Annotated in this window: 9 protein-coding genes and 1 pseudogene; 8 read left to right on the forward strand and 2 right to left on the reverse strand. The window is 44.9% G+C overall.

What is annotated here, in order from left to right; translation table 11 throughout:
* Positions 1–212: rhamnogalacturonan endolyase family protein (locus tag BUB52_RS15295; RefSeq protein ID WP_455768259.1), on the reverse strand; the 212-nt coding region annotated here is incomplete at its 3' end.
* Positions 213–459: 247 nt separating this feature from the next.
* Here BUB52_RS15295 and BUB52_RS15300 point away from each other — a divergent pair.
* The 4 genes from BUB52_RS15300 to BUB52_RS15315 are packed head-to-tail and all read left to right on the forward strand — an operon-like array spanning position 460 to position 7,088.
* Positions 460–2,109 (forward strand): fimbrillin family protein, encoded by a 1,650-nt coding sequence (locus BUB52_RS15300; protein WP_009121915.1) that lies wholly within the window; start codon positions 460–462, stop codon positions 2,107–2,109.
* 10 nt (positions 2,110–2,119) lie between these two features.
* Positions 2,120–3,397, forward strand: coding sequence for a rhamnogalacturonan acetylesterase (locus BUB52_RS15305; RefSeq protein WP_009121916.1), 1,278 nt, complete (start codon positions 2,120–2,122; stop codon positions 3,395–3,397).
* Between the two features lie 27 nt (positions 3,398–3,424).
* Entirely contained in the window at positions 3,425–4,201 is a 777-nt protein-coding gene (locus tag BUB52_RS15310) for a hypothetical protein (RefSeq protein ID WP_009121917.1), read from the forward strand.
* A gap of 10 nt (positions 4,202–4,211) precedes the next feature.
* Entirely contained in the window at positions 4,212–7,088 is a 2,877-nt protein-coding gene (locus BUB52_RS15315; protein ID WP_009121918.1) for an exo-beta-1,4-galactosidase, read from the forward strand.
* Positions 7,089–7,205: 117 nt separating this feature from the next.
* Here the strand turns inward: BUB52_RS15315 and BUB52_RS15320 are convergent, their stop codons facing one another.
* Positions 7,206–8,114 (reverse strand): sialate O-acetylesterase, encoded by a 909-nt coding sequence (locus tag BUB52_RS15320; protein ID WP_009121919.1) that lies wholly within the window; start codon positions 8,112–8,114, stop codon positions 7,206–7,208.
* A gap of 277 nt (positions 8,115–8,391) precedes the next feature.
* On the opposite strand from BUB52_RS15320, the gene BUB52_RS15325 reads away from it, so the two are divergent.
* From BUB52_RS15325 to BUB52_RS15340, 4 genes and pseudogenes are all read left to right on the forward strand, one after another.
* Positions 8,392–11,481 (forward strand): SusC/RagA family TonB-linked outer membrane protein, encoded by a 3,090-nt coding sequence (locus tag BUB52_RS15325; RefSeq protein ID WP_039950739.1) that lies wholly within the window; start codon positions 8,392–8,394, stop codon positions 11,479–11,481.
* Positions 11,482–11,508: 27 nt separating this feature from the next.
* Positions 11,509–13,074, forward strand: a complete 1,566-nt coding sequence (locus BUB52_RS15330; protein WP_009121921.1) for a RagB/SusD family nutrient uptake outer membrane protein — start codon at positions 11,509–11,511, stop codon at positions 13,072–13,074.
* A 47-nt stretch (positions 13,075–13,121) separates the two neighbouring features.
* Positions 13,122–16,094: a glycoside hydrolase family 2 protein gene (locus tag BUB52_RS15335; RefSeq protein WP_009121922.1), complete on the forward strand. Its 2,973-nt coding sequence runs from the start codon at positions 13,122–13,124 to the stop codon at positions 16,092–16,094.
* A pseudogene (locus BUB52_RS15340) lies at positions 16,093–16,240 on the forward strand (SDR family oxidoreductase); the annotation flags it as partial. The gene BUB52_RS15335 and the pseudogene BUB52_RS15340, both read left to right, overlap by 2 nt.

A 16,240-nucleotide genomic window follows, 5' to 3' on the forward strand; every position in this document is an offset into this window, starting at 1 on the left:
CCGTTACGATATACGTTGAATTCGGTATCCATAGGGTCGGATGAGAGGTATCTCCATGAAATGGTGACGGTAGAAGCGTCTTTGCGGATAGCGACTACACCACGTCCGAGATTTTCACGTTGCAATTTCTTGTAGTTGTAGTTAGTCTGGGCGTTTAAGCTTATAGTAATAATCAGCATGGATGCGATTAGATAATACAGGTGCTTTCTCATATCTTTTTCAGTTCTTGGGTTACGGGAATATTGTTTTTCGAGGTCAAAAGTAACGGATATTTTTCTATTAATAATGTATATATGTACACAATACATGGAAAAAGAACGCTTTTGGGGCAGTGGATGAAATTACATGCAAAGTGAATAAACGTCATGGCTGGTTTGGGAGACATTGTTTACATTTGCAACAGAATCAGCGAATAAACATGGCGGTTTAACTTTAATAATCTAATAAATATTTAATATCATGAAGATGAAAAAGATTCTTTTGACAAGTGCTGTTGCAGTAGCTCTGCTAAGCGGCTGTAATAACGATTATGACGGGCAAGATATTGCAGGGTCTAAACTGATAGTGTCGGCCAGTATCGATCAGGTGAACACGCGCGTGAGCGATGACGGTATTGCTTGGACGGTAGGTGATGCAATCGGTGTAAGCGATAATCTCTCTAATCCGAATCTGAATATCAAATATGTGGCAGGTAGTGTTACCGGTGAATTTTCCAGTACTACAGGAATTTATATTTTAGGTAATGATGAGGTTGAATATACTGCTTATTATCCGTATACAGGTAATGAAAATATATCCACAGGAGTACTTGATTTTAAGATTGTTGATGAAGCAGGTAAGTATGTAGGCCATAATGCGATAGATTTTATGTATGCTAAGGCAACTGCTTCGCGGAGTAATCCGAATGTAGCCTTTAAATTCAAGCATCAGATGAGTAAAGTGAGTCTGAATATTGCGAATGGCGGCGCTGCTGAAACTAAAACGGAAACTTCTATCTCCTATACATTGCAGGGAGTTATTATTGATGGAACTTTCGATACTGCTACCGGTGAAGTGAAACCTGGATCTACTAAAGGAAGTGTAAAGGTGGAAACTACATTAGGTACTACCTCTTCTATTATTTTACCACCGGTAGTTGCCGAAAGTGAAGCGGAGCCTATTCAATTGGTTATTGAGGTAGGAGATAAAATCTATGCAGGAAGTTTGAAACCTGCTTTGGATAGTTCTCAGGAATACCAGTATACTGTTGATTTGAGTAAGACGGAAAGTGGTGAAAAGTTACAGATTGATTCTCCGACTATTGATGGATGGACACCTAATGTTGAAGAGAATATCGGTGTGGAAGAAGAGGTTAATTATAATCCTACGCTGGAGATAGGGGATTTCCTTTGTAAGGATGGTACGACTATTGATAAAGATTATGAACTGGGAGAATTGGAACAGGAGATAAAGAACAATATTATTGCTGTTGTATATTATGTTGGGTCAATAGTGGATGATATTGCATTACAACGTGATTATTCAATGTGCAACAAAGGTCTAGCTGTAGCTTTAAACAATGCAAATAGTGAATTGTCATCTTTTGCAACAGCAAAAGATGGTATTGTTAATAATTGGCTAGCTACGCAATCTTATGTGGGAAATTATTTAGGAACAATGGATGGAGGAACGCCTGTGCCTACTGTTCAAATGATACAAGGATATAATAATACAACAGTTTTTTATTTGTCATCTAAAGATGAGGATCTTGTGGATATTGGTAAAACAGCTTGGTCAAAACAATCTGATAATATGATTGCAGCTTTGACGCAGTATAGAGAAGATAATCCTATTTCCACAATAGAGATTACTGATTGGTATTTACCTTCGTGGAAAGAATTGGATATTATACGGGAAAATTATGATATAGTATCTGCTAGCATTATAAAAGCAGGAGGAGAATTGCAAAAAAATGAGAATTATGAACAAAGTATGGATTGGTTCTATTGGTCGAGTTTAGAACGGAATGCCTCTAATGTTTGGGGTTCCCCTTTGACATCATCTACTAGCAATCAGTTCCTTGGTAGAAATAGTAAAAAAGGATATTTCCGCTTTGCCGTAGCTTTTTAATCATTGAATTATGAAAAGAATATTTGTTTATTCTCTGCTGCTTGTGGCAAGCTCTTTGCTTGCCCAAGCTCAAACTTTCAAATTCGATTTCTCGTCTGATAAGAAAGAACAAGAAGGCTTTACCAAAATAACTCCCTCAATTTTGTTTAATAATGATTCGGGTTATGGTTATGACTTTCAGCCTGCTTGGGACGGTAAAAGTAACGCGCCTTTCTTTTTCTCGGTAAATGTTCCTGATGGCAATTATAGAGTGACTGTAACATTGGGAAGTAAAGACTCTGCCGGCAGTACCACAGTTCGTGGTGAATCACGCCGTCTTTTCATTGAGAACCTCGACACAAAGAAAGGAGAACTCGTAACGGAGACTTTTACAATTAATAAACGTAATACCGTTATTAAGGGTAATCAGAAAGTAAAAATCAAGGAACGCGAGAAGAAGAAACTGAATTGGGACGATAAACTGACCTTGGAGTTTAATGGTGATGCTCCCCGTTTATCTTCTTTAGTGATTGAAAGGGTTGACAAGGTTCCTACTGTATTTCTTTGTGGTAATTCAACGGTCGTTGATAATGATAATGAGCCTTGGGCAAGCTGGGGACAAATGATTACCCGTTTCTTTACGGATAAAGTTTGTATAGCCAATTATGCCGAATCGGGGCTTTCTGCCAATACTTTCATCGGTGGAAAACGTTTGGATAAACTATTGACCCAGATGAAAAAAGGCGACTACTTGCTGATAGAATTCGGTCATAATGACCAAAAACAGAAAGGACCGGGTAAAGGAGCTTACTATTCTTTCTCCTATTATATCAAACAGTTTATTGATGAGGCTCGTCTGAAAGGAGCTTATCCGGTGTTGGTTACGCCAACTCGCCGCCGTCAGTATGATAAGAATGGCAAAATCAAGGATACGCATGCCGATTATCCTGCCGCTATCCGGGATATTGCCGTACGTGAGAATATCCCTGTCATTGACTTGCAGGACATGACAAAAGTATTATGTGAAACAATGGGGGTAGAAGAATCCAAGCATCTCTATGTACATTATCCGGCAAATACTTATTCCGGACAAACTCAGGAACTGAAAGATAACACACATTTTAATACTTTTGGAGCTTATGAGGTAGCAAAATGCGTAATTGAGGGAATGAAGAAAGCAAATCTTCCTATTGTGAAAGATTTAAAAGCAGATTATGCTAACTTTGACCCCGCAAAACCGGATAAATTCAAGAATTTTAAATGGAACCTGTCACCATTTACAGAGATAGAGAAGCCGGATGGAAATTAAAGAATAACAACTTAAATACATAAAATCATGAAAAAGGTAATTTTTACATTGGCATTGGCTGCATTTGCTTTTACCGGAAATGCACAGATTTTGAAAAAAGACTTATTGCAAGGATATAAAGATGGTGACAAATTGGAGAAATCGGTTTATAGTGAGAAAACGGCGCCAATTGCCATAAATACATGGTGTGGAGCATTTTCTTCAAAACCTAATACCAATCCAAGTCCTACCATAGGTAAAGAGCTTGTTTACGAAGGATATGCAGAAAAGGGCCCGTCTATTAGCATAGGCGGTTATCCTGCCGGTACGAAAGGCGCTCGTTTCAGTATCTACTCCATGACTGATGGAAAGCAATATGGTCGCGGTACATTCTACTTGTCTTGCTTAGTAAACTTCTCCAAGCTCGGAGCAAGTGGTATGGCAGACTTTTTGGGAGTAAGTGCCAGCTATGTGGGCGGTAGCAACCGCGCCAATATTTATGTGGCTCGTGAGGGTAGCGATAGAATCCGTTTCGGAACGAGTCTGTTGAAAGTGAAGGCTGAAACAACCATGGCTTACGATTATGATAAAACTCACTTACTGGTGTTGAAACTGGATTATGCCAATCAGAAAGTGTCTTTGTTTGTTGACCCTGAACTGACTGCGGAAGAGCCGGCAGAGGCCTCATGTGTTGCCGAGGGAGATGCGGAAAATGTATTGAAACATGCCATCCGTTCCATTTCTTTCAGAAACCGTAGCGGTTTCATTGGCAATGTAGGTAATTTCCGTTGGTGTAACAGTTGGGCGGGAGTAATTGCAGAATAGAGAGTAATTTATGAAACATATTATAGCAAGTTTGCTTATAGCATTTGCCGGCTCGTTGGCCGTAGTGGGACAAAACCACTCGGTCAGCTTGTCCGGCAAATGGGCTTTTCAAATAGACCGTGAGGATAAAGGTGTCCGTGAAGAGTGGTTTAATAAAACCTTGAACGACCGGATAAATCTGCCCGGGTCAATGCCCGAAAAACTGAAAGGGGATGATGTAACCGTCCGTACCAAATGGACAGGGAGCCTTTATGATAGCTCTTACTATTTCAACCCTTATATGGAAAAGTACCGTATAGACGGTCAGGTTAAACTGCCTTTCTTCCTGACGCCGGATAAGCATTACGTTGGGGTGGCATGGTATCAGAAGAAGGTGACGGTTCCTGATAACTGGAAAGGAGAACGGATCGTACTCTTTTTGGAGCGTCCCCATATAGAAACTACCGTGTGGATTAATCATCGGGAAGTCGGTATGCGGAACAGTCTTTGCGTGCCTCATGTGTATGACCTGACTTCTTATGTCACTCCGGGAAAAAGTTGCTTGGTGACTATTCGTGTGGACAACCGGATTAAAGAGATTAACGTAGGTCCGGATTCGCATAGTATCACAGACCAGACACAAGGTAATTGGAACGGTATTGTCGGTAAAATAGAGTTGCAATCTACACCGGAAGTATTTTTTGAGGATATACAGGTATATCCCGACCTTGCAGGAAAGAAAGCTCTTGTACGTATGAATGTGCGGGCATCTTCTTCAGCAAAAGGGGAGATAGCTCTTTCAGCGAGGAGCTTTAATACGAATGTCAACCATGAGATTGCTCCGGTATACCAAACCGTTACTGTGCGAAAAGGTGATAATCCGCTTGAAATGGAACTGCCGATGGGACAGAATTTTCTGACGTGGGATGAGTTCAGTCCGGCTCTCTATCGTTTAACGGCAACTTTGAAGAATGGAAAACAAATAGAAACGAAGCAGGTACAATTCGGGATGCGCGAATTTACGATAAACGGTAAATGGTTTTATGTAAACGGGCGTAAGACGATGTTGAGAGGTACAGTTGAAAACTGTGATTTTCCGTTAACGGGGTACGCTCCGATGGATGTTGCTTCTTGGGAACGTGTATTCCGTATTTGCCGTAGCTATGGATTGAATCATATGCGGTTCCATTCTTTCTGTCCACCGGAAGCGGCCTTTATTGCTGCTGACCTTGTAGGCTTTTATCTTCAACCCGAAGGGCCGAGCTGGCCTAATCACGGCCCGAAGCTGGGGAATGGACAACCTATTGACAAATATCTGATGGATGAAACCATTGCGCTGACGAAAGCGTATGGTAACTACGCTTCCTACTGTATGCTTGCTTGTGGCAACGAGCCTTCCGGGCGTTGGGTAAATTGGGTGAGTAAGTTCGTGGATTATTGGAAAGCGACAGATCCCCGTCGTGTATATACAGGAGCGTCGGTTGGTGGCAGTTGGCAGTGGCAACCGCATAATCAGTATCACGTAAAGGCCGGTGCGCGGGGATTGACATGGGCGGAACGGCAACCGGAAAGCATGTCGGATTACCGTGCCAAGATTGATACGGTGAAACAACCTTACGTTTCGCATGAGACAGGGCAATGGTGTGTGTTCCCTGATTTTAATGAAATCCGTAAGTACACCGGAGTAAATAAAGCCCGGAATTTTGAGATATTCCGAGATATACTGGAAGATAACGATATGAGTGGTCAAGCTCATGATTTCATGATGGCGTCGGGTAAGTTACAAGCTATTTGTTACAAGCATGAAATAGAGAAAACATTACGTACGCCCGATTATGCGGGTTTTCAACTATTGGCATTAAATGATTATTCCGGCCAGGGAACGGCATTGGTGGGAGTGCTTAACGTATTTTTCGAGGAAAAAGGTTATATCGATGCGGAGAAGTTCAGACGTTTTTGTAGTCCGACTGTTCCGTTAGCGCGGATACCTAAATTTGCGTATACCGGTGATGAAACTTTTCATGCGGATATAGAGGTTGCCCATTTCGGAGCAATGCCGTTACGGAGAGCAAGAACTGTTTATACGGTTAAGGATAAATATGGAAAGGTCTATGCTCATGGAGTAGTTGGTAGTGGTAATATTCCCATAGGTAATCTTATCTCTTTGGGGAGTGTGGATTTAAAGTTGGATGCTGTTGATACTCCGCGGAAATTGAATCTGGAAATACGCATTGAGAATACGGATGCCGTGAACGATTGGGACTTTTGGGTATATCCGGCACGTGTGGAACCGGCGGAAGGCGATGTGTACATTACGGATACATTGGATGAACGAGCTATTTCTGTGTTGAAACAAGGAGGCAAGGTTCTGATTACCGCAGCCGGAAAAGTGAGCTATGGTAAAGAAGTGGTACAACATTTTACTCCCGTATTTTGGAATACATCCTGGTTCAAAATGCGTCCGCCGCATACCACCGGCATTTTCCTTAATGAATATCATCCGTTGTTTAAGGAATTTCCTACCGAATACCATAGTAATTTACAATGGTGGGAGTTGCTGAACAAAGCGCAAGTGATGCAGTTCACAAATTTTCCGGATAATTTTCAGCCGATAGTTCAGAGTATAGATACCTGGTTTATCAGCCGTAAGCTAGGAGTCTTGTTTGAAGCAAACGTGTTGAATGGAAAGTTAATGATGACGAGTATGGATATTACTTCACAGCCGGAAAAGCGTGTCGTTGCCCGTCAGATGTATAAAGCTATTCTGGATTATATGAATTCTGATAGTTTCCGTCCTTCGGCTACTGTATCTCTTGAACAGGTACAGGAGTTGTTTACAAAAGTGGCAGGGAATGTAAAGTCGTATACAAAGGACTCACCGGATGAGCTGAAACCTAAAATAAATTGAGGATTATTGATTGGGAAGACAGATATTGAATATCTGCCGTGTATATCAAACATAAAGGTTCGGACTTTCACAAGCCCGAACCTTTTTACTTACACAAAATTTTCTACGAGAATCTTATTATTTAATACCTATTTTCTTTGCTTTTTTACCGGCAATGCCCAATTCAACCAGCTTATTATACATCTCAATTCCTAAATATTCGGCGGCTTCAGCAGTAAAATGCAGTTGGTCTCTTTGTAGTTCGGCTTTAGACATATCTATGACGTAAAAGTTCTTATCTTCCTTGGCGAGCTTGTAGAGCGCGGCTTCTACGTCGGCGCTGTATTGTTTATTACTACGGGATACTGTACCACAGATGAAGGGGAGCTTTTTGTATCGCTTGTTTCCGGTTTTCTCTACAAGGAAGTTACGTACATACGCTACCACGTCCTTTAGATTTTTATAATAATTTTCGCCTTTGTGCCGATCGCTTTCGCCTTGATGCCATAGAAAAGCTTTGATTTCATATCCTTCGGGGAGTTTATCCAATTTATTATCGATACATGCTGAAATGTTTTCTGTAAACGAGAGTAAAAGTGATTTTCCACCGGTAGCTGTTGAATGGTTGGCGGCAAGCCATTTCGGGTCGGCCGACCAATATTTACCGCTTGTACTGCTGCAACCTGTGTCGATAGCTGTTCCGCCCAAAGACCATTTTATTACATAGAAGTCTTTTTGAAGCGCCTGCTCCAACCAGTAATAGGTTACGGCGTCATAAGCCCATCGACCCGGACGCGCTTGGTGTACCATGCGGGGCCAAAAAGTTTCAAACTCTCCCGTTATTTGCTGGCCGGCACTTCCATAGCACCATTGGCAATACTTATATTTATTTTGTCGGATATAATCGGGAAGCGCATTGTTTAATACACGTCCGTCTGTGTTTGACTGTCCGGCAGTGATGATGACGGTTGCCGGCTGGTTGCGCTTACTTTGTCCGAGAGCAGTCAGCGAGCATAAAATTGCTGCTGTCAATAGAAACTTTTTCATGATATTTATTTCAGGATTTGATTTATCTGTTGGCAAAGTTACGCAACCTTTATTTCAAATACATGCAATATTATTCAGATATCCTATACATTTATACAGTGATTGCACAGAATGCTTTGTGGGCTTTATGAATGGCGTATAGTGGGCTTTTTTGCATACTTTCTGTACATAATTACATGCGGGAATCGACTCAGACCGCTACTTTTGCAGATACAAAATACACGAATGGTAGTATGAAATACACATTTCGGTTTCTTATATGATAACTTTATTGACCATGAAAAATAAGATGAGAAAGATTTATGACTTTAGGCGGGCGATAGTCTCAATGCTCTGCATTCTGTTGTTCCTGCTATGTGGTGTCACGGCAACGGCGCAGAATCGGGAAATCGGCGGTACTGTATTGGATGAAACGGGACAACCTGCTATCGGCGCCACTGTAGTAGTGAAAGGAACAAATAGTATGACTATTACCGGGTTGGACGGACAATTCAAGCTTTCTGTTCCCAAAGATGCCGGACAGCTGGAGATTTCATACGTGGGCTACGAAACAGCCAAGATAACATTGGGCAGAGGGAAAAATGTATATAATGTGAAGTTGAAAGTGGCGGATTTGGCGTTGGACGAAGTTGTGGTTATCGGTTATGGCACTGCCAAGAAAGGGAATGTGACCGGTTCCATCGCTACCTTGAAAGGCGAGAAAGTTGCAGATAGGCAGAATGAAAACGTACTGTCTTCGCTGCAAGGACAATTGGCAGGTGTGGAGATTACTACAAACAGCGGGGCGCCGGGTGGCGAACTGGAAGTACATATCCGAGGCGCTGCATCTATCAATGCCAGCGATCAACCGCTTTATGTAGTTGATGGTATTCCGGTAGATGACCTAAGTGATTTGAATGCAGACGATATCGAATCCATCGATGTGTTAAAAGATGCCTCCTCTTCTGCTATCTACGGTTCGCGCGGCGCTAACGGCGTTATCCTTATCAAAACTAAAGAAGCGCCGAAAACGGGTAAGGTGAACGTGCAGTTCTCCGCTTCTTTCGGTATTCAGCAGATGGAGAAGAAGCTGGATGTGCTGACACCGGAAGAATGGATTGCCTGGCGCTCGGAAATCAATAACCAGAATTATGTAAAGGCGTATGGTTCGAAAGGCGCTATGGCGACCGATGATTATGAAATACGTCTGGCTTATACCGGCGGTTCTGTAAATACGTCGTATGTAAATGACCCTCGCTGGATACAGCCCGGATACGGCGACCTGATGGCTATTGACTGGCAAGATGAAGTTTTCCGTTTGGCTCCTAAACAAAACTATACCTTGTCGGTATCTAATTCTACGGATCAGTCCAACTATCGTGTGAGTTTGGGTTATGTAGACCAGAAAGGTATTGCTGTCAATACTTCTTATAAAAGACTTAACCTGCGTGCCAACATGCAGACTACCATATTCAACCGTATTACATTGGGTGTCAATCTGGCTCCTTCCATGTCGTGGAATAACGGCGGAACGGCGGATGCTGTGGCTGTACTTTCTATGGTACCGTTTGCCGAGTCGGAAGCAGGCCTTTATACAGGAGCGGAGCCTTACAGCAGATATAGCTGGGCCGGTACCCGTGTCAGTCCGGTAGCTACGTTGGAACGTAAGTCGAGTATGACGGAAGATGCCCGCGTCAATACTTCCGCATTTATCCGTGCCGAGTTGTTTGATGGTTTGCGTGCGGAAGTAACAGGTTCTTATAATTTCCGTAGTACGCAGGCGCGGAGTTTCTTGCCCAGTTCCATCTCTAATCGTTGGAACACGGGCGAAGGTTACTATGCTACCGCTAATCGCACCGACGGACGTAATCATTCCTACCTGTTTCAGACGTTACTGAATTATGACAATTCTTTTGGCAAGCATACTGTAGGCGCTATGGCAGGTTTCTCAATTGAAGCCAAAACTTCTTATTCCTCCCGCCTCGCAGCAACACATTTCCCTGATAATTTGGTGGAGAGTTTCGATATGACTGACGTAGATTTGACTACGGCTTATGCCACAATCGGATATCCGGGGCGTATGGCTTCTTTCTTCGGACGCCTGCAATATGAATATGACAACCGATACCTGATGACTGCCAGTATTCGCCGTGACGGTTCGTCTAAGTTCGGTAAAAATAAGCGTTGGGGTATTTTCCCTGCCGTATCGTTGGCTTACCGTATTTCGAACGAACGGTTCTGGCCGGAAGATTTCGTCATTAATTCAATGAAATTGCGTGGCAGTTGGGGCGCCAATGGTAATAATTCTCTCTCTGACGGGGCGGCATTAGGATTGATGTCGAGCGCAAACTACTCTTTAGGCGGTTCGTTGCTGAATGGCTATGCCATGTCATCGCTTGATGTGGAAGACCTGACATGGGAGAAAGTATATAGTTGGAATGTCGGTGCGGACTTTTCGTTGTTCAACAGTCGTTTGTCGGTGTCGTTGGACTATTACCGGAAGAAAACGAGCGATTTGCTGTATAAAGTGACAATGCCCGGTATTATAGGTTTCAGTAATATGTGGGATAATGTGGGTGAGGTTCAAAACAGAGGCTTTGAGTTGGAACTGCAAAGCCAAAACCTGACGGGAACTTTGCGTTGGAGCACCTCTTTTAATATGGCTTACAATAAGAACGAGGTAACCGATTTAGGCAATAATGACAAGATATTCAGTGACAGTAATACACAAGTATTGATGGTAGGACAGCCTATGCGCAGTTTCTATATGTATGATGCTGTGGGTGTGTATCAATACTCCGAAGATTTACGGAAGTATCCGGTACGTAAAGGTACGGCATTGGGTGATGTGCGTTATCGTGATGTGAACGATGACGGAGTTATTAACGATGATGACCGTACGTTGGTGGGTAAACCCAATCCCGACTTCACTTTTGGAATGACGAATAAGCTGAGTTGGAAAGCGTTCGACTTGTCCGTACTGTGTACGGCGCAATTCGGTGGTATGCTTTACAGTATGTCACCGGGGCGTTATATGGACAATCCGGGTATGGCTATCTCGCAGAACGTCTTTTCTTGGTGGAAGAATATGTGGCGTTCGGAAGAGGAGCCGGGCGACGGAAAGACGCCGGCATTAAGCTCCACTACCGGTGAACTGCGTGATACACGCTGGCTTTATAGCTCGGACTATCTCCGTATCAAGAATATTACTTTGGGATACAAATTACCGCTTAACCGAAAGATTATACGCAACGCGCGTGTCTATTTCACTGTGGAGAACGTATGGATGTGGGATAAATACGACGGCGGCTATTCACCCGAAAACAAGGGTAACAATGCCTATCCGCAGGCACGTACTTATACGGTCGGTGCCAATTTCAGCTTCTAAAGAAATAACCTTTAAAAAACATCACTTATGAAAACGATTTATCATATATGTATCAGTATCATTCTGTTGGCAGGTGCACTGTTTACTACAACTTCCTGTGAAGACTGGCTGGAGGTGAAATCGCCGACCTCACGCGCTACGGAGGATTTCTTTCAGACACCTATTCAGGCAGAGCAAGCATTGCTGGGTATTTATAACGGATTGCTGCCTGTTCCTGAATATATTCTGCTCATGTCCGACGGGCGTTCGGATGACGTATGGACCGAACCGGCCGATGACAAGCAACGTGACTACGTGGATATCAGTGTTTTTAATCCGAGCATATATACTGCCGGAACAATAAACAGCGCTTGGAATGCTTTCTATAAAATAGTATCCCGCGCAAATCTCTTCCTTGAGAGAGTAGAGCATCTGGAGTTCAATGTGGAAGACGATGCTGAGGAGGTAGATGTAAAAGCTACTTTTATGGCCGAAGCGCGTTTCTTGCGAGCCTATGCCTATTTTGAGCTGGTAAGGTATTGGGGGCGTGTACCGGTTGCCACTAAATCGTTAAGTGCGGCAGAGGCAATGAGTACGCCGCAGTCCGAAGCGCAAGATGTATACGAGCAAGTAATCATTCCCGATTTGCAGTATGCCATAGAAAACATGAAAGACCGGGCTTACACAAGCAGTGGCGGTATTGCCGAATCAGGGCGTGCTACACTTCCGGCTGCGCAGGCATTGCTTGGCAGGGTTTATCTGACTATGGCCGGTTTCCCTTTGTATGATACGTCTAAATTATCACTTGCCAAAGAGGTATTGGGAGAGGTAATTACATACGCAGAGAAAAACAATAAATACTGGGCTGCTGACGGTGACACATGGCAACGTATCTGGATTAGCGATAACGACAATAAATATCATATTTTTGAGGTACAATATGTTGCCGAAAAGAATTATGGCAACCCCGTGGTCTTTATGTCCGTACCCAATGTGGGAACAGATTATATCGGCATTCAAATGTCGGGTAATCGCATAACCTGTTCGGAGGCGCTGGCTGCGCTTTATGAAGAGAACAAGGCGGATGTTCGTTATGAAGCGACGGTCGATCCCAAGAAGAACTACTTTACAAAGTTCTTTGAACATAAAATCAAACGGAAAGAGTTGGGATACAGTGATATTGACGGGCAAATAGTGGATCGCACTTATTTCCCTATCAATTATCCGCTTATCCGTTTGGAAGATGTAATGCTGATGTATGCCGAGATTGCAGGTCCTACGGATGAGGGCGTGCGATTGGTAAATAAAATACGTACCCGTGCCGGGTTGGCGGCATTGAGTGCGGCGCAGAAAAACGAAAACGCTTTCCTGCAATGTGTAGAAGATGAACGCCGGCGTGAACTTGCCTTTGAAGGTATTCGCTGGCACGATCTCGTACGCCATAATACATACATGGAGAAGATACGTGCCAAATTCTCGGATAAAGCTGCCGGAACATCCGTTTATGATAACTACATCAATAACGTACAACCGGGTACTTATCTCTATCCTATTCCTGATACGCAAATGAAAGCGAAAGAAGGATTGTATCAGCAAAACGAAGCATACAAATAATGAGTGACAAGGAGTAATGAACACTAATAAACAATAGTAATAAGAACATGAAGAACAGATTCTATCTACTTACATTTCTGCTGATAACCCTCTTTGCGGTAGACGGTTATACGGCTGAACGCAAGAAGTATAATTTCAACAGTGAATGGCGTCTGCAAGTAGGGGACTTTCCACAAGCGAAAAAGCCCGACTTTAGAGATAGCGATTGGAAACAAGTGACATTGCCGCGTGCTTTCAATGAAGATGAGGCTTTCAGACTATCTATCGAACAGCATACCGACACGGTTGTTTGGTATCGCAAGCATTTCCGGGTAAAAGAATTGAGAGGTAAAAAAGTGTTTGTCGAATTTGAGGGAGTTCGCCAGGGTGGTGAATTCTTCCTGAACGGACACTATTTAGGACTGCATGAAAACGGGGTCATGGCCGTAGGATTTGACCTTACTCCCTATATGAAAGAAGGAGATAATGTGTTGGCTGTGCGTACGGACAATAACTGGTTCTATCGCGAAAAACGTACTAACTCTAAGTTTCAGTGGAGTGACCGTAATTTCAACGCCAATTATGGCGGCATTCCCAAGAACGTATTTCTGTATGTGACGGACGAGGTATATCAGACTCTGCCTCTGTACAGCAACCTGAAAACAACCGGTGTATACATCTACGCCACCGACTTCGACATCAAAGGCCGCAAGGCGAAGATACATGCCGAGTCCGAAGTGAAAAACGACAGTCGCGAGGCACGCAGCTTCAGTTACCGGGTGACCCTGACCGATGCGGACGGTAAGCCGGTAAAGACCTTCCATGGCGGCAAGACAGTACTGAAAGCCGGTGAGACGGGAACCGTGAAAGCTACTGCCGATGTGAGCGAACTGCACTTCTGGAGCTGGGGATACGGCTATCTGTACACCGTGAATACAGCCCTGCTGGACGACCGCGGTAATGTTTTTGACGAGGTGGTGACCCGTACCGGTTTCCGCAAGACAAAGTTCGGCCGGGGAAAGGTATGGTTGAACGACCGCGTCATCCAAATGAAGGGCTATGCCCAGCGTACCAGCAATGAATGGCCGGCAGTGGGGCTTTCCGTTCCCGCATGGCTGAGCGACTACTCCAATGGCCTCATGGTGGAAAGTAACGCGAACCTTGTCCGCTGGATGCACGTCACTCCCTGGAAACAGGATGTGGAGTCTTGCGACCGTGTCGGCCTTATTCAGGCCATGCCTGCCGGCGATGCGGAGAAAGACCGTCAAGGCCGCCAATGGGAACAGCGTACGGAACTGATGCGCGATGCCATTATCTATAACCGTAATAACCCGAGTATCCTGTTTTACGAATGTGGTAATGAGTCTATCAGCCGTGAACATATGATTGAGATGAAGGAAATCCGCGACAAGTTCGACCCTTTCGGCGGACGTGCCATCGGCTCGCGTGAGATGCTCGATATTAACGAAGCGGAATACGGCGGTGAAATGCTTTATATCAACAAGAGTAAGAAGCATCCGATGTGGGCTACCGAATATTGCCGCGATGAGGGACTCCGCAAGTATTGGGATGAGTACAGCTATCCGTTCCATAAAGAAGGGGCAGGACCATTGCATAAAGGGAAACCGGCAATGAGCTACAATCATAATCAGGACATGCTCGCATTGGAGATGGTTCGTCGCTGGTACGATTACTGGCGTGAGCGTCCGGGTACGGGCTTACGGGTCAGTGCAGGCGGTACGAAAATCATCTTCTCCGACTCCAACACACATTATCGCGGTGAGGAGAACTACCGCCGCAGCGGCGTGACCGACCCCATGCGTATAGAGAAAGACGCCTTCTTCGCCCACCAGGTAATGTGGAACGGCTGGGTGGATACGGACAAGTTCCAGACTTACATCATCGGACACTGGAACTATCCTGAACATACGGTGAAATCCGTATATGTCGTATCGAATGGCGAACAGGTGGAACTGCTGCTCAACGGCAAATCCCTGGGTAAAGGTAAACGGGAAAGCCATTTCCTTTTCACTTTCGATAAGGTCGCTTATCAACCGGGCAGGCTAGAAGCGGTAAGTTACGACGGAAAAGGCAGGGAAGTGAGCCGCTATACATTGTCAACAGTGGGGGAAGCCGCCCGTCTGGAACTTACGGCCATACAGAACCCCGAAGGTTTCCACGCAGACGGAGCCGACATGGCCCTGCTTCAGGTGGAAGTTGTGGACAAGGACGGCAGACGCTGTCCGCTGGATAACCGTACGGTCCGCTTTACCCTGAAAGGCGAGGCCGAATGGCGCGGCGGTATCGCACAGGGGAAGGACAATCATATCCTGGATATGAACCTCCCGGTGGAATGCGGCATCAACCGTGCGCTGATCCGCAGTACGGCCAAAGCCGGCAAAATAGTTGTCACCGCCGAGGCGGAAGGGCTTCCGGCCGCAAGGCTTACGCTGCAGACCGTTCCGGTGAAAGTGGCAGACGGGCTGAGTGACTACCTGCCCCAACTGACCCTGAAAGGCAGGCTGGATAAGGGGGAAACTCCGCTGACTCCTTCCTATACGGATACCAAGCGCGACATCGCCATTGTGTCCGCCGAAGCCGGCGCCAACCGTACCGAAACGGGCAACAGCCATGATGACAACGAGTTGAGCGAATGGGCGAACGACGGTCGGTTAAGTACGGCCTGGATTACCTATACATTGGCTGAAAAGGCGAGCGTCGACGACATCTGCATCAAGCTGAACGGCTGGCGTTCCCGCAGTTATCCTTTGGAAGTGTATGCCGGAGACGAGCTGATTTGGAGCGGGAACACGGAAAAGAGTCTGGGATACGTACATCTGGAAGTGGACAAGCCGGTATGTTCCGATAAGATAACCGTCCGTTTGAAAGGCAGCACTACCGACAAGGACGCTTTCGGCCAGATTGTGGAAGTGGCGGGCGGAGCGGCCAATGACATGGAGAAGAAAGCAAAGGAAGGCAAGGGAAAACATAATCTCCGGATTATAGAAATAGAGTTTCTGGAAAGCATAAAAAGTAGGTAGTAATGCATTTATAGCGCACACACCGTGCGGACGCTTCGCGGAACCGGAGGTACTCTTCGGAACCATTCACTACCTCATCAGTGACGCTTCCAGCTTCGTGACCGGAGCGCTCTCGGTAGTGGACGGAGGTTTCGACGCCTTCTCAA

It is taken from the genome of Bacteroides clarus YIT 12056 (assembly GCF_900129655.1).
GTDB classification, from domain to species: Bacteria; Bacteroidota; Bacteroidia; order Bacteroidales; family Bacteroidaceae; genus Bacteroides; species Bacteroides clarus.